We start from the raw sequence: 25,778 nt of genomic DNA on the forward strand, positions 1-25,778 counted from the left end.
TGTATCTGAAGTAAAAACGCGTAGTCAAATAGGAAAAGACGTCATTTTTAAGTTTTTTAATGGATGAGTGGCAACAGAGAGGAGAGAGTGCAATGGGAAAACTATTTAAAAAGAAGTCAATCGAGCAATTATTAGAACAAAGTCAAAACAAATCTCTAGTCAAAACATTAGGGGCATTCGATTTGACTCTTCTTGGTATTGGAGCCGTAATAGGAACGGGGGTTTTAGTGTTAACAGGCTTAGTAGCTGCTAACGATGCGGGGCCAGCCGTTATTTTTTCTTTTATACTGGCTTCTATTGTATGCGGTTTTGCAGCGCTGTGCTATGCGGAATTTGCTTCAACTATACCTGTATCTGGGAGCGTTTACACCTATACATATGCAACCATCGGCGAAGTGGTAGCACACTTAATGGGATGGACATTGCTTTCCGTCTATTTATTAACGATGTCAGCAGTAGCAAATGGATGGTCTTCTTATTTTAATAATTTTTTAGAAGGCTTTGGTTTTTCACTCCCAAAAGAATTGATTACGATCCCTGCAAATGGAGGCCTGGTGAACCTTCCTGCTATTTGTATTACCCTTCTTATTACATGGCTGCTTTCAAGGGGAACTAAAGAAAGTAAAAAAGTGAATAATTTTATGGTACTTGTTAAATTATTTATTATCCTTCTCTTTATTATTGTAGGGGCTTTTTATGTGAAGCCGTCTAATTGGACTCCTTTTATGCCTTATGGAATTGAAGGGGTTGTGACAGGGGGAGCGGCCGTATTTTTTGCTTTCTTAGGTTTTGATGCTTTATCTACATCAGCAGAAGAAGTAAAGAACCCGCAGCGCAATTTGCCAATTGGAATTATTAGTTCACTCGTGATCTGCACGATTATTTATGTAGCGGTATGCCTTGTTATGACAGGGGTTGTTTCTTACAAGGAACTGAATGTTCCAGAAGCAATGGCCTATGTTCTTCATTCAGTAGGACAAAATGCAGTGGCAGGAGTTATTGCTGCAGGAGCTGTAATTGGAATTATGGCTGTTATTTTCGCCTACATTTATGCAGCAACACGAATTTTATTCTCAATGAGCCGCGACGGCTTGCTACCAAAAGCATTTGCTAAAACAAATGAGAAAACGGGAGTTCCGACTCTCTCCACTTGGCTAGTAGGAATTATCGGAGCGTTAATTTCAGGATTTATCGATTTAAAAGAACTTGCGAATTTAGCAAATATCGGAGCCCTTTTAACTTTCGGTATGGTGGGCGTCAGCATTATCATCTTACGCAAAACGCACCCAACTTTAAAACGTGGATTTACAATGCCGTTTGTCCCGGTTTTACCAATTTTATCTGTATTGTCTTGTTTATTTTTAATGATTAATCTTCCTAAAACAACATGGCTATATTTTAGCATATGGATTGTGCTTGGTATATTTGTGTATATAGGTTATTCTCGTAAACACAGTCGATTAACAAGTGAAGAAATGAAAAAAGCGAGTTAGAAGCAAAAAAAAGAGCCTTTCATCCAAGAAAGGCTCTTTTTTTGCTTTTTGTTCAGTTGTTAGACAGTTAGGACGATTGTTCACTATGTTTTTTGCGTGTTTCCACAATAAACAGACAAGTGCTAATAACAAAAGCCGTTCCTACAAAAATGGCGCCAACCCAAGGAAGTGAAGTAAGTCCCATATGGTTAATAATTACGCCTCCGAAAAAGGCGCCAAAAGCATTTCCTAAGTTAGCAAATGAGTGATTCGAAGTAGAAGCTAAAGCAGGTGCTTCCTGTGCTAAGTTCATAATTTTCACTTGAATACCAGGCATTACAGCAAATGCTGCTGCTCCCCAGAAAAACAGCGTGATAATCGCTGCTGCTGGGCTTTTGACAGTAAACGTAAAAATAGTCAGCACAATACAAAGAAAAGCAAAGATACCTACAACCGAAGGCATTAACTTCCAATCTGCAAGCTTTCCTCCAACAACATTTCCAAGCGTAACGCCGCATCCGTACAATACAAGTATCCACGTAACGCTGTGTTCACTTACTCCCGTAACGTCTTCAAGAAGCGGTGTAATGTACGTAAATACAGTAAATAAGCTACCGCACCCTATTGCACTTAAAAGAAGCATCACAAGAAGTTTTGGTTGGCTAAAAGCAGCAAACTGCTGTTTTAGACCCGTTAATTTTTCTTGACCAAGCTTTGGGATAAACAGAATAATACCGATAAATGCAATGATTCCCATAATGGTAATAGCCCCAAACGAAGCTCTCCAACCTAAGTGTTGGCCAATAAATGTTCCTACAGGAACGCCGATGATATTTGCAATGGTTAAACCTGCCATCATCGTTGCAACAGCACTTGCTCGCTTATGCGGTTGTACGAGCCGTGAAGCAATAACAGCGCCTACTCCAAAGAAAGTACCGTGACATAACGCCGTAACTAAACGAGCTCCCATCAAAATTCCATAGTTAGGTGCAATAATAGCAATCGCATTTCCGAGAATAAATAAAAGCATGAGTAAACAAAGCAGAAGCTTTTGAGGAAGTCGATGAGTAAAAATGGTTAAAATTGGCGCGCCAATCGCTACTCCTAAAGCATAGCTCGTAATTAGCTGACCAGCAGTCGAAATGCTAACATGAAGGTCTTCTGCAACGTTAGGCAGTATCCCCATAATAACGAATTCCGTCATTCCAATAGCAAAAGCTCCAAGAGTCAACGAGATAAGAGCAATTGGAAAGGAATCTTTCTTACTGACCTGCTCATTAGTATGCGTTGTATTCATGTGTGATCACCCTTTCTGTGTATAAAATTTATATCTCCTTGAAAAGAAGTCAATTACTAATAATACTTAAGTGATTGAGCTTTGACAACCAAAAAAGCTGATGTAAGCGGTATCTTTCGGGATTCCGTTTATCTTTATCATATATGAAGACAGTCAGACATAAATTTATTGACAGAATAAAGTTTAGTCCTATAAACTATTTTTAAAGTTGAATAGTTTATACCTATAAACTAAATGAGCAAAGGAGGGAAAGAAGTGACGAAAAGCAAGCTATATCAAGCTGTAGAACTTTTTGAAGAAGTGCTGTTTGTAGGAACAGAAGTCATTCACAGAGAGCTGAGCCATAACCTCTTCGAACATGTCTCAAGGCAGCAGTTTGATTTGTTAAATAGTTTAATGATTAAAGGTCCATCTTCACCTGGCAGTCTCGCTGTCTTGCAAGGTGTTCATAAAAGTGCCATTTCGAATCGAATTAAAAAACTGCTCGAAAAAGGGCTTGTGGAGTGGGACACTAATGAACTAGAGAGCGATAAACGTTCTAAGCTTATTAAGATTACGGCTGAAGGAGAAAAGGTAATACATGACGGAAATGCCGCGTGTTTTAGTATCATTGAGAATTTGTTTGATGATGTAGAAGAAGAAAAAATAGATACATTTATTGAAATTCTTACAATGGCAAAAGAAAAGTTAACTATAAAAGGGGAAAGCAAAAAATGAAATTTATTGTGAAATTTAAATGGGTGATTGCGGCCTTTATTTTAGCTTTAACGGTCATATTGATGCTAACGGCACCCAATTTAACAAAGCTCGCAAGTGAAAAAGGACAGTCTCAGCTTCCTGATGATGCCGTTTCATCTAGGGCCAGCCAAATTCTCAAAAATGCCGGGGAAGACAGTAACACCATCAGCATGGTGATCAAGCTAGATAACGCATTAGATAAAGATAGTGAGAAACAAATACAGAAAATCATTGATAAGACAGAGAAAATTAAAGGTGTAAAAGATGTTACAACGCCTTTAACAGATGATCAAGATGTTCGTAACCAATTAATGTCTAAAGATAAAAAAACCGTTTTAGTTCCGGTTACTGTCAGTGGATCGGATGAAAAAGTTGAAAAAATAGCGAATCAGATTTATGACAGCGTGCCAAAAGACGTTACGGCATATGTAACAGGTGCATCTCTTATTAATCAGGATTTTGCACACAGTTCAGAAGAAGGGTTAAAGAAAACCGAGTTTATTACTATCTTCTTGATTGTAGGTTTGCTTCTACTCGTTTTCCGTTCAGTCGTGACGCCGTTTATTCCTATTTTAATTGTGGGAATCACATACTTAATCAGTCAATCGTTACTAGGTATTTTAGTTAAAAATGTCGATTTTCCAATCTCAACGTTCACGCAAACGTTCTTAGTAGCTATTTTGTTTGGAATAGGTACGGATTACTGCATTCTTTTACTTAACCGTTTCCGTGAAGAATTGGCTAACGGACATGATAAAGTAGAAGCCACGATCACGGCTTACCGTACAGCAGGAAGAACGTTATTCATCAGCGGAATTGCCGTATTTATTGGTTTTGCAGCCATCGGATTTGCCAAGTTTGCTATTTTCCAATCGGCCGTTGGCGTAGCAGTGGGAGTTGGTGTGCTGCTAGTGATTTTATTTACCTTGCTGCCACTTTTTATGGTTACGCTTGGAGAAAAATTATTTTGGCCGTCTAAAAAAGTGGCTTCTCATAGCGATAATAAGCTGTGGGGGTTTTTAGGAAGAAAGGCAGTAGCGCGACCGTTCGTATTTTTAGTCATTACAGCGATTATTACCGTGCCTTTTATTGTAACGTATGACTCAAAAGTATCGTTTGATTCTACTGCTGAAATAAGCAGTGATTATAAATCTATAAAAGGACTAAATGCTATCAGTGACGCACTGGGAGAAGGAAAAGCATTTCCTGTCAATGTTATTATTAAAGGAGATAAAGAGTTAACAAAGGCGGATGTTATTCCGTATTTAGGAAATATAAGCAAAGCAATTGAAAAAGTGGATCACGTGGATTCTGTTATGACAATCACACAGCCTACCGGAGAAAAGATTGATGATTTATATGTTAATTCACAGCTGGGCTCTGTATCAGACGGAATCAAAGATGCTGTTAAAGGAATCGGAGATGTACAAAAAGGATTAAGTGATATTGAAAAAGGGCTAAATCAAATAGCTGACCAAACGGGTTCTGCTTCTAAAGAATCTGGCGGGTCACTTGCACCTGCCGCAGACGGATTAGCTCAAGTTAATCAACAGCTGCAGCTTGTCAGCACTCAGCTCTCTACAACAGGAAATGTGCAGCAAGCGGTTCCTCAGCTTGCAGCACTCAGCAAACAGCTTACTACCATTCAAACCGGTCTTCAACAAGCAAATGAGAATCTTTCAGCTCAGCAAGGCCAAGTCGGAACCCTATCAGACAGTATCAATCAATTAGCAGAAGGTGTTGACAGTGCAAATGATGGGCTAACGAAAATCTCAGATGGCTTAACAAAAGCAACAGGTATGCTTGATAACATGAGTGACAGCTCAACAGTTAGAGATACGGGTATTTATCTTCCAGCAGAAGTGATGAAAGATAAAGGGTTTAAACAATCCATCGACAACTATTCTTTTGCAGATGGAAAAGGAGTTAAGCTCAGCGTAGTGCTCGATCAAAATCCATATTCTGAGGAAGCCATTTCAACCGTAAAAAATATTGAAAAAGCGGTGGCAAGCGAAGTCGTTGATACGCCGTTTGAGCATACAGAAATTGTGTATGGAGGGGTATCGAGCTCAAATGCGGATTTAAAAGATTTATCTACAACGGATCTTTCACGCACAATGGTTATTATGATGATTGGATTGTTTATTGTTTTGACCATTTTATTCCGTTCAATGATCATGCCTGTATACATGATTGCTTCACTGTTGCTTACGTATTATACAGCAATGGGAATCTCAGAGCTTCTATTCGTGGATATAATGGGGAATGACGGAATCAGCTGGGCCGTGCCATTCTTTAGTTTTGTTATTTTAGTTGCTCTTGGAATTGACTATTCTATTTTCTTGTTAGACCGTTTTAACGAAGAAGTGAAAAGCGGCGTAGCAGAAGGCATGGTTACGTCTATGAGTAAGATGGGGTCGGTTATTATTACTGCCGCTATTATCCTAGCCGGAACGTTTGGGGCTATGATGCCATCAGGTGTATTAACGCTTGTTCATGTAGCAACGGTTGTTATCATCGGTCTTTTACTTTATGGCCTTGTTATTCTTCCACTTCTTATGCCAGCGATTGTCGTGACGCTTGGAGAAGGAAACTGGTGGCCGTTTCTTCGAAAAAAAGAAAAATACAAAGTAGAAGAATAACTTATATATGCTGGATTTTATCAACAATCAGATATAACGTTAAGCATTAGATAGGATAAAAATGAAGGGTAGATGAGCGTCATGAGACTGCTTTATCTATCCTTTTTTGTGCTATTGGAAAACTTGAGCATGATTAAAAGTAAACTTAAGCAGGCGCTGTGATAAATATACCGGGTCGAATAAAAGACTTCCTACTAGGAAAACCTATAGTCAAAAACATGCGGAGGTCTTTTTAATGAAATTTGTAAATCTTTTAGCTAATCAGCGAGAAAAACGACGCGAACAAATGCGTGAAGCAGGCACATGTCCAGACTGCTTAGGAAAACGTTTTCACCATGTTGGGCTTTATTTTGTGCACGTTTATGAATGTCCGAGCTGTCAGGGGAATGAGGAAAACTAAATAATTCAGCCGAAAAGCTTCTTCATAAAATAGAAGCTTTTTTTATTTCACCACTATTACAAGCTCAGTAGGTTGAAAAGAATTGTTCCTTTAGAGCTAATAATGATAAGATTAAAAAAAGCAGCATCCAAGGTAATTCATACTCACTTTTACGTAAAAACCACTATAGTAGAGAGACTATATAAAAAGGAGATTCCGGCATGGGTGAAAAAAAGAATATTGATATAGGTGGTCTTAGTTTTGCTTGGGATTTAGAAAAAGGAAAATTTAGCTTTGAAGGAGAAGATGCGATTCTTTTTTGGATTTCTTCGGCGATGAAAACATTGTTTGACACAATCGAAGAAATATCTGGAGAAGAGGCAGCTTCGGTAGTACTGGAAACTACTGGTTTTCGACAAGGATTAGTAGTAGGAGAGTACTTTCAAAACATGAAGGGCGTAACGGTTTTTGAAGCGGCTGAGTTAATTACAAATACATACGCTTCGGCTGGATGGGGAAAAACTACTATAAAATATTTAGATCCTGAAAGTAAAACTCTATCTGCTGAATTAAAAGACAGTTGGGAACATAAAATTAACGTGGCCCAAAAGAAAACAAAGGGAGGAAATTTTCTTCCGGCCCATTACGCAGGGATTTTCACAGGACTATTCGGAACAAACATTTGGTACAAGGTGATTCAACATCAAATAGAAGGGCATGAATGCACCACAGTAGAATACTTCCCTTCCAACATTGATATCACTCAAAATATTCATCAATTAGCGAGAAGAAAAGAAGCGCAGAAAATAGAACATTTGCAAAACATTGTAGCAGAAAAAACGGCAGAGTTAAAAGATCTTATTAAAAAGCTTTCTTCTCCTATTATTCCGGTTTTGGAAGGCATAGTCGTCGTTCCTTTGATTGGCAAGTACGACGAGGATCGAACGGAAGATTTGATTGTCAATACATTAAATAACCTCCCAAAACATCAGGCTAATTATCTTGTGCTGGATTTAACCGGATTGGATAAAGAACTTACTGAATATACGGCAAGTCTTATTGAAAAATTAGGTGCAGCAGCGTCCCTGATTGGTACGAAAACAATTTTAGTAGGAATTTCTGCTGACTTAGGCTTAGTTATATCAAAGACTCATATTGATTTATCAAAATATGATTGTTTTCAAACATTGCAGCACGGTATTCACTATGCATTGGCACAAAGCGGACGAAGCATCGTTTAAAAGATATATTTGAAATATAACAAAATGCACTCATTCAACATTATAACAAATTTCTTTATCAAAGAACGGAGATGTATTGAAGGATTTCATTTTTCGAAAGAAGAATTGACATGAAACCAAAAGGTGTTATATTATTTTTATATAAAACCTTTTGGTGTTATTTTTGGAAAAGGAGAATGAAGACAACGATGAATGATAAAAGTGTAGTAGAAGATGTAAAACAGACGATAATATTTAACGCGCCGATTCAAAAAGTTTGGGATAAAGTAGCAACCGCAGAAGGGCTCCAACAATGGTTCATGCCTAATGATTTTCAGCCTCTGGTAGGATATGAATTTCATTTGCAATCGCCTTTTGGACCATCTCCGTGTAAAGTATTAGAAATAGATGCACCAAACTATCTTTCTTTCTCTTGGGATACGGATGGATGGGTCGTTTCGTTTACCTTAAAAGAAATGGGTAATCAAACTGAATTTACGCTTATTCATAGCGGCTGGAAAGAAGCTGAAACACTTCTTGAAAAAGCAAACGAAAAGAGTTCAGTGGTACGAGATAGAATGAGCTACGGGTGGACTAGTCTCGTGAATGAAAAACTTCGAAAGGTTGTTGAAAACTAAATGACTTCATCAGCTGCCAAGCATGATATCTTTCAAGCCATTGCTGATCCTACTCGAAGAAAAGTACTTGAGCTGCTTTCTGAAAAAGAATTGCCTATTTCAGAAATAACGTCCCATTTTTCAATAAGTCGTACCGCTGTTGTCAAGCATCTTCATATACTTTCAGAAGCAGACCTAGTCCATGGACAAAAAAAAGGCAGAGAAAAAGTGTATCATCTTCAGCCAGAGCCTTTGAAAGAGATAAAAGATTGGCTTTCTTACTACGAACAATTTTGGACAAACAAATTATCTATTCTTCAGCATATTGTTGAAAGAGACGAAGAAAGAAAGCAATAGAAAAAGCATAAAAACGTTTTTTATAAGGAATATAGCAAAGCCAGTCGTTAAAAAGACTGGCTGTTTTACATAAAAGCTGGTTTTATTCTAGAAGGACAAATAAAAGAAAGATGCAGAACACCATAGGGCATTTCTTAAAATAAAAAGATAGACCTTTAGAAGAAAAAAAGGGGGAAACAGAGCAATGAACAAGCTTTTATTTTATGGGACGAGCGATGCTCAAGGAGTGCCTCGATTATTATGTGACTGTAAAGTATGCGCGCAAAAAGATCCATTAAATCAGCGCACAAGACCTAGTGCACAGTTCACACTGGACGGTAATGTGTGTTTGATTGATGTATCACCTGATTTTAAACATCAATTTCATTTATACAATAACAAAAAAATCCCTTCTACCGTGTTTATTACTCATCCTCACAATGATCATGTTGCTGGTTTAGGGGATTTAGCCGACTTATGCTACTGGAATAATGTAAGTACAGAAGTCGTAGGAGCCCCTGAAGTCATCAGCGAGTTAACTGAAAGATTTCCTTATCTCGCAAAAAGAAAAGGGCTTACCTTTAATGGCACGTTAAAGTGGGAAAGCGGAGAAACGGCCATTACGTTTCATAAAGTAAATCACGGATTTAACGGTTATTCCTACGGCATTGTGGTTCATCAAAAACAAGGCGAACGCTGGGCGTATGTATCCGATTCTTTTAATGTGACAAATGAACAGTGGAAGCCTTTTTACCACTTAGATTTACTGATATTCGGTACATCTTTCTGGAAAGAATATCTTCAAAAAGAAAAAAGATCCGTATATGATGTGACAGAGGCAATGGAGATTAAAGCGAAGCTACAGGCAAAAAACATGGTGTTTACTCATTTATCACACGATATTGATATCCCAAAGCACGCTGAAATGCTTTTAGATAAAAACGTAAGCTTTGCCTATGACGGACGCGAGATTTCATTACCTTATTTGTATTGAGGTTAACTAATATCTTATAGAATAATAATTTCAAAATAGGGAGATAAAAGAGGTTAATACGCAGGGATAGCTTGAAGTAGGAACGAACACGACACTAAATTGGAGTTAAAGAAGGGGATAGTGTTATGGATGCTATTATAGAAAAACCAAATAACCTCGGTGAATTATCTCGATTTCTATCAGAAACAAATAGTCAGAAAACATCACATATTGGTTATTGTGGTGAAAAAGAAGAAGAAATCTACCAGACATTAAAAGAAGCTTTTATTAGTGACGAGGGTGATATTAAATTTTTAATCGCTAGAAATAGGACAGGAGAAATTTTAGCGGCTATTGGATTTGATATCGAAGAAACGGTAGCAGAAGTGTGGGGACCTTTTAATAAAACATCTTCTATTTATTTGCAATCTCAATTATGGAAACAGTTAGTTAATGAAAATCCTTTGATTCAAAAATTTCATTTTTTTATCAATGAAGAAAATGAGCTGCAACAAGTATTTATGAATGAAATAAAAGCAAAAAAGACTGGTGAACACTTGATCTTAGAAATTAAAGAACAAAATTTTGATAAAGTTATTGAAATGAAAAGCGAGCCATTTAAACATAGTGATTTTCAAGCATTTGAAATGCTGCATAACGCAATGTTTCAAAATACTTATTATGATGGAAAAACAATTATTGAGAGACTTAACGATAGAAATATGTTAAAGATACTTAAAAATATTTCTAATGAGTTGCAAGGCTATGCGTACTTTGAAGTCGATACTGAAATGCGAGAGGCTTCATTGGAGTATATCGGTGTTTCAAAGAATGCTCAGAGTCAAGGTCTAGGAACGAGGTTGTTAAAGGAAGTTTTAACAGAGATGTTTTCATTTCCACAAATTAATGAAATTAAACTAACCGTTGATAGAGCAAATAGTCAAGCAAATCGAGTATATATGAAAGTTGGTTTTGAACCAAAAGATATTCTTATAAGTTATCGCCTCAAACTGTAAAAGAGTTAAGTTCAATGAGGGCGGAGAACATTAAGTGTAAAAGCGCTCGGATTTTTTTCGAGCGCTTTTACTTACCATTTATATTGCTGATTTGTAGTTCTAACTTACGCTTCTTTCTATCAACCGAATCCGTTAGAAACAAGGCAATTCTTTTTTTGTTGTAAATTAGATACGCTCGATAAAATCACTCACAACTTTGTTAAACCGATCGCTTTCTTCGAGAAAAGGGCAGTGGCAGCTGTTCTCAAAAACTTCAAGTACAGAACCTGAAACCAGCTTTTGAATATGCCTTCCAGCCGCTACAGGAATGAGTTTTTCTTCTTTTCCAAAGCACAGTAAAGTAGGAATTGTAATAAACGGGAGGAATTCTCGATAGTCCACAATGGATTGATCAAACAAAATAGCACTAGCTATCGACTCGGGCATTTTCGTTACTTCTTTCATAATCCAATGTTTATCTTTTTCAGTTAATTCATCCTTAAACATAAGCGGAATAAAACTTTCTAATGTACTTGTTCGATCAAGCTGAATACCTTGCATAAGCGAAATAAGGGCAGGTAAATCAAATGCACCGATTGGAAAGTCTGACCATTTAAAGTCTGAAGCCATTTCATCTACAATAATATTCCCTTTTACATTTTCTTCACCAAATTGTTTCAAATATTCCCACACAACAAAAGCACCCATCGACCAGCCTACTAATATGACGTCTTTTAATCGATTATTATTTATAAACTCATGCACATCGCGAGCATAAGTGGAAATTGTGTGACCATATGGAGTATGACTTGAATTTCCATGTCCTCTTAAATCCAAAAGAATAGTTTGATACTGTTTCGAAAAAAAAGAAAGCTGGTTGTGAAAAAAACGACTGCTCATCCAAACTCCGTGAATGAAAATAATAGGTGTTCCTTCCCCTTGTTGTTCATAGTATAAAGTTGCACCGTCTTTTAATGTATAAAAAGGCATCATTTCCGCCTCCAATCTCAAAGGTTCATATCTCATCATGTATGCGCAGAAAAGCTCAGGTAGAACGTATCTCCGCAAGAAAATGTTCATAAAAAAACAAATCCTAGAAGTGTTCGCCTTGATATGTTATACTATTACAGGCTTAAATACTGTATGTTTTTGAAACAATCATTCACTGTAATACTTTTTAGATAGAAGCATCCTCATAAAAAGGATGTTGTTTTTGTCGTAATGTACCTTTAAGTAATGAATTGTTACCATCAATTCGGTTCACAATAACCGACCTACATGCATTATATCTTGCAAATATAAACAGATAGGTGGAAGAAGCAACATGACTGAAAGAAAACCATATCAAGTACTACTATATTATTTGTACACTCCAATTGAAAATCCTGAAGAGTTCACAGCTCAGCACTTGGCATTTTGTAAAGAGCTTGAACTAAAAGGACGCATTTTAATTGCGGCTGAAGGGATCAATGGAACAGTATCAGGAACAGTTGAACAAACAGATAAATACATGGAAACGATGAAAAATGATCCTCGTTTTGAAGGTATTGTATTTAAAATAGACGAAGCAGATGAACATGCGTTCAAAAAAATGCACGTGCGTCACCGCAAAGAATTAGTAACTCTTCGATTAGAAGAAGATGTGAATCCTCTTCGCGTAACGGGTAATTACTTAAGCCCAAAAGAATTTTATCAAGCGATGCAAGATGAAAATACGGTCGTAATCGATGCACGAAACGATTATGAATACGATCTAGGCCACTTCCGAGGAGCTGTTCGTCCGGATATTCAAAACTTCCGTGAGCTTCCTGAATGGATTCGCGACAACAAAGATCAGTTTGAAGATAAAAAAATCTTAACGTACTGCACAGGCGGTATTCGCTGTGAAAAATTCTCTGGATGGCTTCTTGAAGAAGGTTTTGAAGATGTAAGCCAGCTTCACGGAGGTATTGTAACATACGGAAAAGATCCAGAAGTACAAGGTGAACTATGGGATGGTCAGTGCTATGTATTTGATGAGCGCATCAGCGTACCAGTTAACCAAAAAGAGCATGTGATTGTCGGGAAGGATCACTTTACCGGCGAGCCTTGCGAACGTTATGTTAACTGCTCAAACCCAGAATGCAATAAGAAAATCTTAGCTTCTGAAGAAAACGAACACAAATATTTACGCGCTTGTTCACATGAATGCCGAGTAAGTCCCCGTAACCGCTATGTAAAAGAACATGGTTTAACAGAAGAAGAATTTACAGTACGTGTTAAAGAGTTAGAAAACGAACACGTAACTTTATAATAAAAAAACAGCACGCTATATACAGCGTGCTGTTTTTTTATGAAAAGATTCTCTTGTAACCTAGTGTTTAGAGAAGGTTATGCAACGGGTATTTATAAAAAGGAAACATATTCCTGTTTTTTTGTTTTGCATACTTAAAGGAATATTTTTTAGAAAGCGATTAAAAAACGGTTGTACATAAAAACAACAAAGGAGCTTGAAAATGGAAGCGAAAATTGAAAAAAAGTACGATGGACGTTTACTGGAAGGACCTCTATGGGATGAAGAAAATCAAAGATTAGTGCTAGTAGACATTTTAGATAAAAAACTTCTTACGTACGATCCAAAAACGACAACATTAGAAGATATGGATCTTCCTTCAGTTGTTACAAGCGTTTCTACAACCAATCATTCAAAATTGGTCGTCTCCACTCGTAATCAGCTGCTTTTAGTGGATAAAAACAAAAAGAATCATGAAGAGTATATCCGTTTAGATACTCTTGAAAAAAACATGCGTTTTAATGACGGGAAATGTGATCCATATAATCGCTTTTGGATTGGCACGATGAGTGAAGAAGATGAAGAAGGAAAAGCCCAGCTGTACGTAGTAGATGAAAAAGGTGTAATTAAGAGTGCTAAAGAAGGATTAAGCGTGTCAAACGGGCTAGCTTGGAATCGAACAGGAGACAAATTCTTTCTGGTTGATTCCCCGAAAAATAAAATTATGTCTTATTCATTTTCTAAAGAAACAACAAGGCTCGAAGATGAAAAAGTGGTGATTGACCTTTCAGATATAGACGGGTTTCCTGATGGAATGACAATTGATGAGCACGACCGACTGTGGGTAGCGCTTTGGGGAGGTTCGAAAGTTATTTGTGTAGATCCAGAGAAAGGAGAAATTATAGAATCTATTCATCTTCCTGTTTCCAATGTAACCTGCTGTACATTTGGAGGAGACGATTTACAAACTTTATTTATCACCACAGCTAAGGAAGAAGAAAAATACGAAGAAGCTGCCGGCTCTCTTTTTTCATGCCGAGTAGGAGTAAAAGGCGTACCGGCTTATACTTACGTATATTAGACCAGCACTTATCAAAATGTAATGATTCAGACCAGTAACGATAGATATTAAATGCAGTTTCTACAACTCCTTTGCACTGCGTTCATTCCCTTTACATTTTATTCATTATGAGGAAGAGGAATAAAACATGACGATAACGAATTCCCATAAAGAAGCCTTTCAAAGAATATGAATACTTGTATTGGGTAATAATGGTTAAAGGTACAAAAGGAGGAATTGTTTTGGAACAAACATTGTATGAAAAAGTGGGCGGACAAGAAGCGATTGAAAAAGTAGTAGACTATTTTTATTCTGAGCTTGTTTTAAAAGACGAAACAGTTAGTCATTTTTTCGAGCACACGGATATGGATAAACAACGTCGACATCAAGCCAAGTTTATAAGCTTTGCCTTAGGTGGACCGAACCAATATTCAGGAAAGTCGATGGCCAAAGCGCATGCAAATATGAATATTCAGCCCGAACATTTTAATGCAATTGCTAAGCATCTTCACGATGCACTTGCGCACTTTAATGTTGAAGAGCCTGATATTGACCAAGCATTAAGCAAAGTTGAATCCCTAAGAAATGATATTCAATATAAATAAATCATAAAAAAAAGAAGGTTATTGTGACCTTCTTTTTTTTATGCGCAAAGCTGTGATGTATGAAGGAAACATGGAAAAGACATCGTAATATGATAAAAATGCAATAGGTGAAAATATTTATTGAAAGTCTGGGAGTGGGAGTATGTCAGCAATTAATGGGAAGCAATACGTAGAGAGAATCAATCAATTAAAAGCAAATGTATGGGTTGATGGCAAGCTCGTAACAGGCAATATATCAGAACATCCGGCTTTTAAAGGAGCCATTAATAGTCAAGCTAAACTTTATGATCTTCAGCATGATAAAAAAATTAAAGATATCATGACATACCAATCTCCGGATTCCGAGGATTTTTTTGGTACATCTTATTTACAGCCTACAACAAAAGAAGAGTTAAAAAAGAGACGAGAGATGACTCAGCAGTGGGCTCGCTTAACTCACGGTATGATGGGGAGAAGTCCAGATTATATGAATACTGTATTGATGGCTTTTGCATCCTCTGCAGAACTCCTGAGAGGAGAAGAAAATTGCTTTCCTGAAAACATCATTTCTTATTATGAATATGTGAGAGAGCACGATTTATCGCTCACTCATACATTCATCGATCCTCAAGTCAATCGAATCCAATTTTATTACGAGCAAAACGATGAACCGATAGCAGCAAAAATAGTTGATAAAAGCAATGAGGGAATCGTTATCCAAGGTGCGAAACTGCTTGCTACACAGGGTGGCATGACGGATGAGCTGCTCGTACTGTCTTCAGCAGGCATTCAAGGAAAAGAAAAAGGGTTTGCTTTTTCAATTCCAAGTAATACAGAAGGAGTTAAATTTATTTGTAGAGAATCGTTTGCAGGAACAGATTCAACGTTTGATTATCCATTAAGTTCTAGATTTGAAGAAATGGATACCATTGTTGTCTTTGAACGTGTATTAGTACCGTGGGACCGCGTGTTTTTTTATGAAAATGTAGATGTATCCAATGCATTCCTTGGCTCTAGTTCCTTCTCGGCTTTTGCTCTGCATCAAGTAACTTCAAGGAGAATTGTCAAAACAGAGTTTGTATTAGGGATTGTACAATCTCTGATTGAAACCATTAACATTGCGGACTATCCGCATGTGCGAGAAAAAGCAACGGAGCTTATTATTGCGCTAGAAACGATGAAAGCTCTCGTAATGAAAGCAGAAGAAGAAGCGGAGATTGATCCATGGGGATACATGCGTCCGAATGAAACTACACTTCGTATTGCCGCAAATATATTTTCAAAAACATATCCTACCTTTACAGAGATTATTCAGCTTTTAGGTGCAAGCGGACTAATGGCAATACCAACCGAAAATACGTGCCGCTCATTGGTTAAAGAAGATATTACACGTTATTTGCAAGCTAAATCGAGAGAGGCAGAAGATCGAATTAAGCTTTTTCGGCTAGCATGGGACTTAACTATGAGTCCGTTTGGCACAAGGGAAACACTGTATGAACGTTTTTTCTTTGGGGAGCCTGTACAGTTAACCAGTTATCTGTACTTATCTTACGATAAAGAGCGCTATGTACAGAGAATAACCGATTTTTTGAAAAGTTAACGGAGAAAACGAATCTCCGCTGGATATGATAGTTTAGTTGCAAAAACAGCGGAGATGCTTATTGAATAAATTTGAAAAATCTGCAATAATTTTCAGGGAATCATTTCCGTGAACACACTAAAGAATACTATAAAGATAGGATGTTACAATGAAGCAATTAATCTATTTTGGTTTAGAACAAGCAAAATCCTGCGTTTTTCCTGTTATTATTTTTCTGACATTGGCTATGACAAAAATAATTGAAGTACCGTTTATTTCTAGATATGACCTTATTTTATTAGCCTGTCTAGGAACTCAAGTTTTAATGGTGATGTTTAAACGGGAAACGCTTGATGAAGTAAAAGTCATTGCAGTATTTCATTTAATTGGACTAACGTTAGAACTCTATAAAGTTCATATGGGCTCATGGAGCTATCCAGAAAAAGCTTTCACTAAAGTCTGGGGAGTTCCCCTGTACAGCGGATTTATGTATGCTAGTGTAGCCAGCTACATGTGCCAAGTGTGGAGAAGGCTTGAATTAAAGCTTACGAATTGGCCTTCTACGTGGATTGTCATTATACTAAGTATGGCTATTTACCTTAATTTTTTCACGCATCATTTTATTTACGACTTCCGCTGGTTTTTAAAACTTTTTACTTTACTTATTTTTTATCGAACTTTTGTATATTTTACGGTTAACAAACGTACATATCGCATGCCTTTAGTATTGTCTTTTGTACTGATTGGCTTTTTCATTTGGATCGCTGAAAATATCGCAACATTTTTCGGAGCATGGCAGTATCCAGATCAACAGCAGCAGTGGACAATGGTTCATATAAGTAAAATTAGCTCTTGGCTTCTTCTTGTGATTGTTAGTTTCTTGATTGTTGCTTTACTAAAGCATTTAAAAGAAAATCAAAGCCAATTTAAACAAAGTAAGAAATCAAAAGAAACAAACGAACTATATGAAAGATAGAAACATAACTATGTACATGCTGTTAATATAATATAAGGTACAGAATCTTTGGAGGCCTATATGCAAGAATATATTTTTTATCTTCCCTATTTTAAATCAGCGGGAAAGACCGTAGCAGTTACAAATGAAAATGGAGAAAATGTCGGACAGCTTAAGAGAGTGCATAAAAACATGTGGACTAAAAGTATTGATTTTTTAACTCGTGATGGACTTCCAGTGTTAGATTCTATTTCTTGGTTTCCTATCTTTTCCTGCGGCTTAAAGGTACATGTACAAGTTCAATGGGAAGGAAGAACGGTGTTTATTGATCACGTGAAAAAACACCGGTGGGTGATAAAAGAAAATGGAAAAACAGTGGGGGATCTATTAGGTAAAGGAATAATTAAAAACGAAGGAGCACAAGAAATTAGATGGGGAAATAACGTCTACATGTTAAGTAGTCATGAAGCTGTAGAGGAAGCATGTATTTTTAATCAAAAAAGAGAAAAAGTCGCGGAGTTTAAATCAGACCTTTTTCATTTTAAACAAGGAAAACACTCAATAAGAGTAACAGAAGAACTGCCCGTACCCATTTTTATCGCTTCTTACTATATAACTACTTTTATTATGCCATACATATAATCAGGCGCAGAATGATTCTGCGCCTGATTTTTATATCATAATTTTACAAATATCATTTGTGAATTCAACGGGATCACTAATAGATAAGCCTTCAATTAAAAGAGCTTGGTTATATAATAAATTTGTATAAAGGTCTAATTTCTCTTTGTCATTTTCAAATGCATCTTTTAAAGAAGCGAATACATCATGATTTACGTTAATTTCTAACACTTTTTCTGCTTTTACATGCTGATTGTCAGGCATAGCACTTAAAATTTTCTCCATTTCAATCGTTACTTCACCATCAGCTGATAAGCAAACGGGGTGTGTTTTTAAACGTTTAGACGCGCGCACATCTCCTACTTTTCCCGCCAAAGCTTTTTTCATATAGTCAAATAGCTCTTTATTTTCTTTTTCCTCAGACTCATTGAGCTGTTCTTCTTCTGCTTCAATCCCTAAGTCACTGCTCGAAACAGATTTAAATTCTTTTTCTTCGTACGTCATTAACATTTTAATCGCAAATTCATCGATATCTTCTGTAAAATACAGAATTTCGTATCCTTTATCTGCAACCAATTCTGCTTGAGGAAGCTTTTCAATTCGGTCGTATGATTCGCCTGATGCATAATAGATATACTTTTGATCCTCAGGCATGCGCGATACATACTCGTTTAGTGTTACGAGCTTTTTCTCTGTAGAAGAATAGAATAAAAGCAGGTCTTTTAATACATCTTTGTTGCTGCCAAAGTCACTGTAAACGCCGTATTTTAGCTGGCGGCCAAATGATTCATAAAACTTCTCGTACTTTTCACGTTCGTTTTTAAGCAAGCTTTTTAATTCGTTTTTGATTTTCTTGCCGATGTTTTTGGCAATCAGCTGAAGCTGGCGGTCTTGCTGCAAAATTTCACGTGAAATATTAAGAGATAAATCTTCAGAATCTACCATACCTTTTACAAAGCTAAAGTAGTCTGGAAGAAGATCTGCACATTTATTCATAATTAAGACTCCGTTTGAATACAGTTCAAGCCCTTTTTCAAATTCTTTTGAGTAGTAATCAAACGGACTATTTTCTGGAATAAATAAAATAGCATTGTAGCGAATCGTTCCATCCACATTAATATGAAGGTGAGTGAGCGGTTTATCAAATCCGTAGCGCTTTTCTGAATAAAACTGCTCATAGTCTTCTGAAGTCAATTCATTTTTATTTTTCTTCCAGATCGGTACCATACTGTTGATAACTTGTTCTTCTGTACAATCTTCTAGCTCGTTATCAGAACCTTCTTTAGGCCGTTTTTCCGTTATGTCCATTTTAATCGGGTAGCGGATAAAGTCGGAATACTTTTTAATGATCTCTTTTAAACGATACTCTTCTAGATACTCATCATACGTTTCATCTTCTGTATTTTCTTTAATTTTCAAAATGATTTGAGTCCCAACCGTTTCTTTGTCGCAAGGTTCGATTGTATAACCATCAGCACCAGTAGATTCCCATTTATAGGCTTCATCGCTGCCTAACGCTTTACTAATCACCGTTACGACATCTGCCACCATAAACGCTGCGTAAAACCCAACGCCGAATTGGCCGATAATCGTGTGCCCATCCTTTGTTTCATTTTCGTTTTTAAATGCAAGAGAACCGCTTCTCGCAATCGTGCCCAAGCTGCTTTCAAGCTCTTCTTGCGTCATGCCAATTCCAGTATCTGTAATGGTTAAGGTACGGTTAGTTTTATCGGGTGTTACTTTTATGTAATAGCTTTCTTTGTTAAAACGCAAGGAGTCATCTGTTAAAGCTTTGTAATAAATTTTATCGATTGCATCGCTTGAATTTGATAGAAGTTCTCTCAAAAATACTTCTTTTTGAGAATAGATGGAATTAATCATCATCTCTAATAATCGCTTTGATTCGGCTTTAAATTCTTTTTTTGACATAAGAAGTTCTCCTTTCCAAATAGGGCTTACAAAATAATTAGCACTTGAATAGATAGAGTGCTAATCACTCTTTTTATTTAACATGTATTAGGGTATTTGTCAATATATTAGGAGATTCACCAAAGAGATTAAAAATTAGACTGAAAAAAGCAAACTTTTAAAAAAAGGTTGAACGTTCTGAAAGAGTTTGCTAGAATATACTTAATTTCAAAGACTATATGTGACTGGCGAAACGCGGATAACCGTGAGGAAGCATATAGTGACGTAGCCGTTCGCCTGGGCAGAGGTAAGGGATTAATACATATCTCTTACCTCTTTCTGTTTAGGGGGAGAGGATATAGAAGTTATCAGACATGTAGGCTAAAAAACCAGACTTTTAAAAAAATTAAAAATGAAGTTCCTTTATCCAAAGGTAAAAACATGTAAAACTACGATGATAATCAGAGGAGAGTACAAAATGAGCACATTAACATTAGAAAAAGTACAAACAATCAAAACATTAAACAACATTGCACAAAAAGGTCTAAATGTTTTTAATCAAGAAGGTTATCAAATTGACAACGACAGCGAAAATCCAGATGCGATTGTCGTGCGTAGCTTTAACATGCACAGCATGGCATTTGACCAAAATTTAAAAGCTATTGCACGAGCTGGAGCAGGGGTTAACAATATACCGGTGGACGCTTGCACGGAGCAAGGTATCGTTGTATTTAATACGCCAGGAGCTAATGCAAACGCAGTAAAAGAAATGGTTTTAACTACAATTATGGCTTCTTCTCGTAACTTATTTGCTGGAGTTGAATGGACAAAAGGATTAGACGGCCAAGGTGATCAAATTCCTAAGTTAGTTGAAGCAGGTAAAAAACAGTTTGTTGGAAAAGAAATCAAAGGTAAAACATTAGGCGTTATTGGTTTAGGTGCAATTGGTGCTCTTGTAGCAAACGACGCGCTTGATTTAGATATGGACGTAATTGGTTTTGATCCATTCATTTCTGTTAATACAGCTTGGAATTTGTCTCGCAACGTACAGCGTGCAATGTCTCTAGAAGAACTATTTGCAGCATCTGACTATATTACGGTTCACGTTCCATTAACGGACGATACAAAAGGTGTTTTCAATAAAGAGACGTTTAGCATCATGAAACCAGATGTTCATATTTTGAACTTCTCACGCGGTGAGCTTGTAAACGAAGAAGATATGAAAGCTGCTCTTGAAAGTGGAAAAGTTGGTCGATATATTACAGATTTTCCAAATCAAAATGTCTTGAACATGAAAAATGTTGTGCCAATTCCTCATTTAGGGGCATCAACTCAAGAATCAGAAGAAAACTGTGCGGTAATGGCAGCACGTCAAGTGAAAAATTTCTTAGAAACAGGAAACGTTAAAAATTCAGTGAACTTCCCGAATGCATCTCTTCCTTACACTGGGAAAAAACGCGTAGCTGCTTTCCATCACAACGTACCGAATATGGTAGGACAACTTACGCAAGTATTCTCAAACTACAATTTAAACATCGCAGATATGGTGAACAGAAGCCGCGGTGAATATGCGTATACAATGATCGATATTGACAATCAAGTAAGTGACGAGATTGTGCCTGAGCTAGAAGAAAAAATTGGTCAAATTGAAGGAATTATTACAAGTCGCATTATCTAATTTGGTTATCATCCTATTTTAGTGTTTCAGCCCTAACTTTTCTAAGTTAGGGCTGTTTTTACATGGTACTTATCTTCATATCATTTCCTTCATTCCCATAGCATATAGAAATACCTTTAAAGAGGTGAACGTTTTGTCAGGAGAAATGATAGGGATTTTGATAGGGTCACTCATCGCGCTGGCAGGAACTTTCATTACGTCTGTCGTAACTATAGCGGTGTCGAAAGAGCAATACAAGAAAGAGCTTCGCAAAGCATTTATCCAAAAGAAAGTTGATGCCTATACCCATGTGTGTCAGGTTATTTTAGCTATAAAAAATGATTTACTGACAATAACCGTTTCTTCAGCCGGCTTAAACTGGACGGCTCAATCTATTAACAAACTAGCAGATGTATGTATTACGGAAGGACTGTGGATCGATGAAGAAGACAGCAAAAAGCTGGAGGTTCTGCAAAAGCAGCTTTCAAAGTTTGTATTGGATGAAATAGAACTGTCTAGACATGATATCCTCACAACCTGTTATGAAATTATTGAGTATTGTGAAAAAAAGGTAAGGATTCTTCATTTTATGACTACAAAAGAATAGGTGATTACTACTTTAAGAAGGGATAGTAGACGGATTAAATAAACATTGGACGATAAAGTAACGAAACAATCCTTTATACACCAGGTATAGACAAGAGTACTAGGAAGAAAAGAAAAAAGTGAAATTTCATTTTGGAAAAGTGATAGAAAAAGGTAGGCACAAGAGGGTGTCTATCTTTTTTTCGTTTATATATACACTTGTCCAAGCGTTTATCGAAAAACTTCATAAAATATAGTACAAAAAAGGGGGTGATTGTATGTCAAGTTATGAGTCGAACAAACCGTATATTAAAGCGGTTAATATACCTAATCCTTTATATCAATCGTTAAAAGGAGACTATTTTGTTGGACAAACTGAGCCTATTCGTTTTGGTGGAAACAGAAACGCTTGGGGCGGATTAGTGAACCCTTCCGGCTCCGGAGTAGATTTATTTGTGAATGCTTTTACTATCACTAACTATTCAAACGAACCTTTTACTGCTGAAATTTGGTTTAATTCTATCCCCCCTGGAAAAGGAACAACTTCAGATAATGTGAGTCCAGCAAATACTACAATACGTTCAAAGCCAAAAGGGAAAATTAAATTTGCAGAAATGGTAAAAGGCGTTCCTGCTAAAGGGGTAAACGTATTTAACCGTGTTGTTCCGCCGAAAAGTACATTAGTAAGCGATGAAGACGGCAAATTTATCTTTCCAAACAACGGTTCATACGTTATTTTCTTAGTTTCTCCAGGAAATAAAGAAATCGAAGCTGAAATTGCCTATGGATGGTTTGAAAAAAAGCGTAAGAAGGACTGTTAACTGAATAACTTTTAACGATGGTACAAAAAAGAACTTTGCAGCAGCATGCAAAGTTCTTTTTTATAGTTTGCATTTTTTCTTTCGATTATGGATAGAACCAAAGAGAAGTAAACACGCTTAACATCTCACGTTAATATCTAACTTCAAATTATCTTAAGCTTCAATTCATACTGGCTTCATATAAATTAATCATACTGAATGTATGAATAATTTATATGAGGTGGAGCAATGTTAAACAAGTTTTTTAAACTATTTACACAAAAAAACGAGATATCTAAAAATCAAGAAATAGAATTACACGAAGAGAACGATTTTGATGAAGTTTGTGATGAGTATTTTATTATAGATGAGTATTAAAAAAACTATAAAGCGCTGCAAAACTTAAAGGATTGATTAAGTATATCCGTGTATCGAGTAAAGGTATACTTTTATGGACCATTAATGTGTATAAATTGCTTTTTAAATGAAACATTGTGTAAAAAATGGGCATCCTAAAAGCAAAAGGAGGGGATAGAATGGACAAAGAAACAAAAGATGAAACAAGTGAAGGGCTGAATCAGCTTTTTGAAATTATTAATGCAAAAGGCGACGAGGGCGAACTTAGAGAAATTGTAAGTAGAAGCAATGAAAAGAACAATTATAAAAATCATGAGGATCAATCATAAAAAAAGAAAATAAAAAACCTCTTCATGGAAATCATGAAGAGGTCAAATGAAACAGTATTGCGACCATTCCATCGTGCAGAGTTTTAAACCCTTGATACAACTGATTTTATGGAACTGATGGGATTCGAACCCACGACCCCTTGTCTGCCAGACAAGTATTCTCCCACTGAACTACAGTCCCGATTATGTAGAGTCTTTATCGTTTATTGACTCTACTATATTTTAATACGTATATGGCACGTTCGCAATAGTTATTTTCAGTGTTTTCTAATTTCTTTATATGAATATTAACTTCTAAAAAAATCATTTACTTCTTGTTCGTACGTATAAAAGAAGCTTGGAATCTGACTTGATTCTAATCCTTTTACAGCGTATTTACTGATGGATTCGTAGTACCATTTCTGCTTTTCGAATCCTCTTTTAAAGCTATTCCAAATCGTATCTCCGTGCTGATTGTAGCTTTCTTTTAAAGACCATAAATTATCTAATTTATCTGCTACAATTAAGGCTTTCACTTCAAGAGAAGCTGTTTTAACGGTTTGAATTGTATGCTGTTTACGTTCTTCCCAGCTTTTTGATTTGTCTTCTGTATGAGCTGCAACAATCTCCGCTACTTCTAAGCCAAATCTTTGTACAATTTCTTCAAGTGTTACACTTGTATCTTCTACAGCATCATGCAGATAAGCTGCTGCTATTACTTCTTCACTAAAACCTGCTTTTTCTAAGATATTACCTACGTTAATAGGATGAACAATATAAGGTATATCAGACAATTTGCGCATTTGACCGCTATGAGCGTCTTCTGCATATCTACGTGCTTCCTTTATTATAGACATCATATTCCTCCACTTTTTATACAATATTTTTATATTTAGTATAAACGACTATGGCTCTTATAACTTTATTAAATTAAATAAATTCCTTTATTTTAATAAGATAACCCTCAAAAAAGGTCCTAGTAGCTCAAATCACTCCTTATCAGACAGCTTACTACAAAGCCTAATATCTATTTAATAGGCCTGTATCAGTTGCCATTTCCTTTTTTATTCATAGTTTGTATGAAGGAGTGATAGCAATGCAAAACCGTAATAATCAAAATATTAAGGTCATTGATGTTTCTCATCACAACGGAACAATTGATTGGACAAAAGTGGCGTCGGATGGGGTAAAAGGCGCGTATATTAAATTAACAGAAGGTACAACCTTCTTAGATAAAAAATCATATGATAATTATATAGGAGCAAAAAATGCAGGTCTACGTGTAGGCTTTTATCACTTTGCTCATGCTGATAATGATCCTATTGCAGAAGTTAATTTCTTTTTAAATAAATTAGGCAGCATGAAGGTTGATTTGCCTCATTGCTTAGATTTGGAAGAAAATAAAGGGAAAACAAAAGCGCAGGTCACAGCCTTTGCAGTTAGATGGATGGAATATATTGAAAGGAAAACAAGCATTACGCCTATTCTTTACACCGGGTATAGTTTTATTAAATCCAATTTTACAAGCGCCGTGGCAAGATATCCGCTATGGATAGCTCGTTACAGTGGAAGTAACCGTTCCAAGGGATTTACTAATCCAGGTGATACGGCCATTTGGGATAGATGGTCTATGTTTCAATATACAGATCAAGGTAAAGTAAACGGGATTAAAGGCAATGTTGATATCAATGAAATGGATCTGGATTTCTTTAATAGTATTAACACAGGCGTGACGGTGGTGAAAAATAATCAGTCATCAGCACAATTGCAGCAAGGTGATAGCGGACTAGCTGTAAAAGAACTGCAGCAAAACTTAACTAAATTAGGATTTGAGCTTTCCCAGCAAGGAACCGATGGCCAATACGGAAATGAAACCGTTGCAGCTGTTAAAGCTTTTCAAGAAAAGTATGGATTAACGTCAACTGGAAAAGCTGATGAGAAAACATTAGCTAAAATGATAGAATTGCTTAAGGGTGTAAGCAATTCTATAGAAGAATCATTACCAAAGGTTACTTCACTCGGAGATAAATATTCTTTTCAAGTAAAAGCGAAGAAGGATATTGGAGTCTACAAGTATGCGAATGTAACAGAGAATTTCAGAACTATAAAAAAAGGCACGGTATTTAGCGTATATGGCTATACGAGTGCAGCATGGGCTGTTCCAGGCGGATTCGTGCAAATGAAAGACGTAGAACCTATCCCAGTTACAATTAAAACAGGCGGATTGAGTAAAGACATGGAAACAGAGTTTCGTGCTTTCTTAAAAAATGAAGGAATTGACAGTGAATTAAACATACATGCAATAGGTAATCCGTCAGCTGAACTCACAGCAGCTGGACTGGATTTTGTAAAAGTTAAGCAATTTTTAGATAAAAAAGGCTGGTACTACAAGCAATAAACCCCCGCTCTGAAGAGTAGGGGTT

At 36.5% G+C, this 25,778-nt stretch carries 24 protein-coding genes, 1 tRNA gene and 1 riboswitch; of the genes, 20 read left to right on the forward strand and 5 right to left on the reverse strand.

The features are described from left to right. The first annotated feature begins 92 nt into the window (after positions 1–92). Positions 93–1,493, forward strand: coding sequence for an amino acid permease (locus tag MKX72_RS12010; protein ID WP_154988771.1), 1,401 nt, complete (start codon positions 93–95; stop codon positions 1,491–1,493). A 67-nt stretch (positions 1,494–1,560) separates the two neighbouring features. On the opposite strand, the gene MKX72_RS12015 is transcribed toward MKX72_RS12010, so the two are convergent. Then, the gene (locus MKX72_RS12015) at positions 1,561–2,769 is read right to left on the reverse strand and encodes an MFS transporter (RefSeq protein ID WP_049164609.1); all 1,209 of its coding nucleotides are present in this window, start codon (positions 2,767–2,769) and stop codon (positions 1,561–1,563) included. Between the two features lie 255 nt (positions 2,770–3,024). Here MKX72_RS12015 and MKX72_RS12020 point away from each other — a divergent pair, with 255 nt between their 5' ends. From MKX72_RS12020 to MKX72_RS12055, 8 genes are all read left to right on the forward strand, one after another. Beyond that, entirely contained in the window at positions 3,025–3,486 is a 462-nt protein-coding gene (locus MKX72_RS12020) for a MarR family winged helix-turn-helix transcriptional regulator (protein ID WP_033579007.1), read from the forward strand. Further along, positions 3,483–6,149, forward strand: coding sequence for an MMPL family transporter (locus MKX72_RS12025; RefSeq protein ID WP_155008112.1), 2,667 nt, complete (start codon positions 3,483–3,485; stop codon positions 6,147–6,149). The genes MKX72_RS12020 and MKX72_RS12025 overlap by 4 nt, the downstream gene beginning before the upstream one ends. Positions 6,150–6,384: 235 nt before the next feature. Continuing rightward, positions 6,385–6,549 (forward strand): hypothetical protein, encoded by a 165-nt coding sequence (locus tag MKX72_RS12030; RefSeq protein ID WP_165573448.1) that lies wholly within the window; start codon positions 6,385–6,387, stop codon positions 6,547–6,549. 200 nt (positions 6,550–6,749) lie between these two features. Further along, positions 6,750–7,769 carry an STAS domain-containing protein gene (locus MKX72_RS12035; RefSeq protein ID WP_034266230.1) on the forward strand — a complete coding sequence of 340 codons (1,020 nt, stop codon included), beginning with the start codon at positions 6,750–6,752 and terminating at the stop codon, positions 7,767–7,769. A 188-nt stretch (positions 7,770–7,957) separates the two neighbouring features. Continuing rightward, entirely contained in the window at positions 7,958–8,386 is a 429-nt protein-coding gene (locus MKX72_RS12040; protein WP_028413312.1) for an SRPBCC family protein, read from the forward strand. Beyond that, positions 8,387–8,722, forward strand: a complete 336-nt coding sequence (locus MKX72_RS12045; RefSeq protein WP_034266233.1) for an ArsR/SmtB family transcription factor — start codon at positions 8,387–8,389, stop codon at positions 8,720–8,722. It begins immediately after the preceding gene. Between the two features lie 184 nt (positions 8,723–8,906). Further along, on the forward strand, positions 8,907–9,695 hold the full coding sequence (locus MKX72_RS12050; protein WP_049164619.1) for an MBL fold metallo-hydrolase: 789 nt from the start codon (positions 8,907–8,909) through the stop codon (positions 9,693–9,695). A 125-nt stretch (positions 9,696–9,820) separates the two neighbouring features. Then, positions 9,821–10,690 (forward strand): GNAT family N-acetyltransferase, encoded by an 870-nt coding sequence (locus MKX72_RS12055; RefSeq protein WP_154991325.1) that lies wholly within the window; start codon positions 9,821–9,823, stop codon positions 10,688–10,690. A gap of 165 nt (positions 10,691–10,855) precedes the next feature. Here MKX72_RS12055 and MKX72_RS12060 read toward each other — a convergent pair whose 3' ends face one another. Next, entirely contained in the window at positions 10,856–11,659 is an 804-nt protein-coding gene (locus MKX72_RS12060) for an alpha/beta fold hydrolase (RefSeq protein ID WP_230683506.1), read from the reverse strand. A gap of 334 nt (positions 11,660–11,993) precedes the next feature. On the opposite strand from MKX72_RS12060, the gene trhO reads away from it, so the two are divergent. The 6 genes from trhO (at position 11,994) to MKX72_RS12090 (ending at position 17,761) form a co-directional block, all read left to right on the forward strand. Next, positions 11,994–12,962 (forward strand): oxygen-dependent tRNA uridine(34) hydroxylase TrhO, encoded by a 969-nt coding sequence (trhO, locus tag MKX72_RS12065; protein WP_155008111.1) that lies wholly within the window; start codon positions 11,994–11,996, stop codon positions 12,960–12,962. Between the two features lie 202 nt (positions 12,963–13,164). Then, on the forward strand, positions 13,165–14,022 hold the full coding sequence (locus MKX72_RS12070) for an SMP-30/gluconolactonase/LRE family protein (RefSeq protein ID WP_033579014.1): 858 nt from the start codon (positions 13,165–13,167) through the stop codon (positions 14,020–14,022). Positions 14,023–14,243: 221 nt separating this feature from the next. Next, a complete protein-coding gene (locus MKX72_RS12075; protein ID WP_025751868.1) occupies positions 14,244–14,606 on the forward strand; it encodes a group I truncated hemoglobin in 363 nt (120 codons plus the stop codon). A 142-nt stretch (positions 14,607–14,748) separates the two neighbouring features. After that, positions 14,749–16,185, forward strand: a complete 1,437-nt coding sequence (gene hpaB, locus MKX72_RS12080) for a 4-hydroxyphenylacetate 3-monooxygenase, oxygenase component (protein ID WP_155008110.1) — start codon at positions 14,749–14,751, stop codon at positions 16,183–16,185. A gap of 148 nt (positions 16,186–16,333) precedes the next feature. Then, positions 16,334–17,140, forward strand: a complete 807-nt coding sequence (locus tag MKX72_RS12085; RefSeq protein ID WP_155008109.1) for a DUF817 domain-containing protein — start codon at positions 16,334–16,336, stop codon at positions 17,138–17,140. Between the two features lie 60 nt (positions 17,141–17,200). Then, positions 17,201–17,761 carry a tubby C-terminal domain-like protein gene (locus MKX72_RS12090; RefSeq protein WP_154988757.1) on the forward strand — a complete coding sequence of 187 codons (561 nt, stop codon included), beginning with the start codon at positions 17,201–17,203 and terminating at the stop codon, positions 17,759–17,761. A 30-nt stretch (positions 17,762–17,791) separates the two neighbouring features. Here the strand turns inward: MKX72_RS12090 and htpG are convergent, their stop codons facing one another. Then, entirely contained in the window at positions 17,792–19,669 is a 1,878-nt protein-coding gene (gene htpG / locus MKX72_RS12095) for a molecular chaperone HtpG (protein ID WP_155008108.1), read from the reverse strand. A gap of 210 nt (positions 19,670–19,879) precedes the next feature. Next, a riboswitch (ZMP/ZTP riboswitch) is annotated at positions 19,880–19,958 on the forward strand. Positions 19,959–20,126: 168 nt separating this feature from the next. Here htpG and MKX72_RS12100 point away from each other — a divergent pair. The 4 genes from MKX72_RS12100 to MKX72_RS12115 all read left to right on the forward strand — a co-directional run bounded on the left by MKX72_RS12100 (position 20,127) and on the right by MKX72_RS12115 (position 23,376). Next, positions 20,127–21,326, forward strand: coding sequence for a phosphoglycerate dehydrogenase (locus MKX72_RS12100; RefSeq protein WP_013057119.1), 1,200 nt, complete (start codon positions 20,127–20,129; stop codon positions 21,324–21,326). 124 nt (positions 21,327–21,450) lie between these two features. Beyond that, positions 21,451–21,912 (forward strand): hypothetical protein, encoded by a 462-nt coding sequence (locus MKX72_RS12105; RefSeq protein WP_311264524.1) that lies wholly within the window; start codon positions 21,451–21,453, stop codon positions 21,910–21,912. Positions 21,913–22,168: 256 nt separating this feature from the next. Next, positions 22,169–22,711, forward strand: coding sequence for a DUF6143 family protein (locus MKX72_RS12110; RefSeq protein ID WP_014460037.1), 543 nt, complete (start codon positions 22,169–22,171; stop codon positions 22,709–22,711). Between the two features lie 515 nt (positions 22,712–23,226). Then, positions 23,227–23,376, forward strand: coding sequence for a hypothetical protein (locus MKX72_RS12115; protein ID WP_014460035.1), 150 nt, complete (start codon positions 23,227–23,229; stop codon positions 23,374–23,376). Positions 23,377–23,485: 109 nt separating this feature from the next. On the opposite strand, the gene MKX72_RS12120 is transcribed toward MKX72_RS12115, so the two are convergent. Beyond that, positions 23,486–23,557 (reverse strand) — tRNA-Ala (locus tag MKX72_RS12120). Between the two features lie 106 nt (positions 23,558–23,663). Next, positions 23,664–24,212, reverse strand: a complete 549-nt coding sequence (locus tag MKX72_RS12125) for an HD domain-containing protein (RefSeq protein ID WP_098626497.1) — start codon at positions 24,210–24,212, stop codon at positions 23,664–23,666. Between the two features lie 239 nt (positions 24,213–24,451). Between MKX72_RS12125 and MKX72_RS12130 the strand changes: the two genes are divergently transcribed. Then, positions 24,452–25,753, forward strand: coding sequence for a GH25 family lysozyme (locus tag MKX72_RS12130; protein ID WP_155008106.1), 1,302 nt, complete (start codon positions 24,452–24,454; stop codon positions 25,751–25,753). Positions 25,754–25,778 lie beyond the last annotated feature (25 nt).

Source organism: Priestia sp. FSL R5-0597, from assembly GCF_038006305.1.
Taxonomy (GTDB): Bacteria; Bacillota; Bacilli; order Bacillales; family Bacillaceae_H; genus Priestia; species Priestia zanthoxyli.

Bases quoted from the DNA above. Each gene is read 5' to 3' on its own strand.
- MKX72_RS12010 (WP_154988771.1), top strand. From the start codon at position 93: ATGGGAAAACTATTTAAAAAGAAGTCAATCGAGCAATTATTAGAACAA.
- MKX72_RS12015 (WP_049164609.1), bottom strand. From the start codon at position 2,769: ATGAATACAACGCATACTAATGAGCAGGTCAGTAAGAAAGATTCCTTT.
- MKX72_RS12025 (WP_155008112.1), top strand. From the start codon at position 3,483: ATGAAATTTATTGTGAAATTTAAATGGGTGATTGCGGCCTTTATTTTA.
- MKX72_RS12030 (WP_165573448.1), top strand. From the start codon at position 6,385: ATGAAATTTGTAAATCTTTTAGCTAATCAGCGAGAAAAACGACGCGAA.
- MKX72_RS12035 (WP_034266230.1), top strand. From the start codon at position 6,750: ATGGGTGAAAAAAAGAATATTGATATAGGTGGTCTTAGTTTTGCTTGG.
- MKX72_RS12040 (WP_028413312.1), top strand. From the start codon at position 7,958: ATGAATGATAAAAGTGTAGTAGAAGATGTAAAACAGACGATAATATTT.
- MKX72_RS12045 (WP_034266233.1), top strand. From the start codon at position 8,387: ATGACTTCATCAGCTGCCAAGCATGATATCTTTCAAGCCATTGCTGAT.
- MKX72_RS12050 (WP_049164619.1), top strand. From the start codon at position 8,907: ATGAACAAGCTTTTATTTTATGGGACGAGCGATGCTCAAGGAGTGCCT.
- MKX72_RS12055 (WP_154991325.1), top strand. From the start codon at position 9,821: ATGGATGCTATTATAGAAAAACCAAATAACCTCGGTGAATTATCTCGA.
- MKX72_RS12060 (WP_230683506.1), bottom strand. From the start codon at position 11,659: ATGCCTTTTTATACATTAAAAGACGGTGCAACTTTATACTATGAACAA.
- trhO (WP_155008111.1), top strand. From the start codon at position 11,994: ATGACTGAAAGAAAACCATATCAAGTACTACTATATTATTTGTACACT.
- MKX72_RS12070 (WP_033579014.1), top strand. From the start codon at position 13,165: ATGGAAGCGAAAATTGAAAAAAAGTACGATGGACGTTTACTGGAAGGA.
- hpaB (WP_155008110.1), top strand. From the start codon at position 14,749: ATGTCAGCAATTAATGGGAAGCAATACGTAGAGAGAATCAATCAATTA.
- MKX72_RS12085 (WP_155008109.1), top strand. From the start codon at position 16,334: ATGAAGCAATTAATCTATTTTGGTTTAGAACAAGCAAAATCCTGCGTT.
- MKX72_RS12090 (WP_154988757.1), top strand. From the start codon at position 17,201: ATGCAAGAATATATTTTTTATCTTCCCTATTTTAAATCAGCGGGAAAG.
- htpG (WP_155008108.1), bottom strand. From the start codon at position 19,669: ATGTCAAAAAAAGAATTTAAAGCCGAATCAAAGCGATTATTAGAGATG.
- MKX72_RS12100 (WP_013057119.1), top strand. From the start codon at position 20,127: ATGAGCACATTAACATTAGAAAAAGTACAAACAATCAAAACATTAAAC.
- MKX72_RS12110 (WP_014460037.1), top strand. From the start codon at position 22,169: ATGTCAAGTTATGAGTCGAACAAACCGTATATTAAAGCGGTTAATATA.
- MKX72_RS12115 (WP_014460035.1), top strand. From the start codon at position 23,227: ATGGACAAAGAAACAAAAGATGAAACAAGTGAAGGGCTGAATCAGCTT.
- MKX72_RS12125 (WP_098626497.1), bottom strand. From the start codon at position 24,212: ATGTCTATAATAAAGGAAGCACGTAGATATGCAGAAGACGCTCATAGC.
- MKX72_RS12130 (WP_155008106.1), top strand. From the start codon at position 24,452: ATGCAAAACCGTAATAATCAAAATATTAAGGTCATTGATGTTTCTCAT.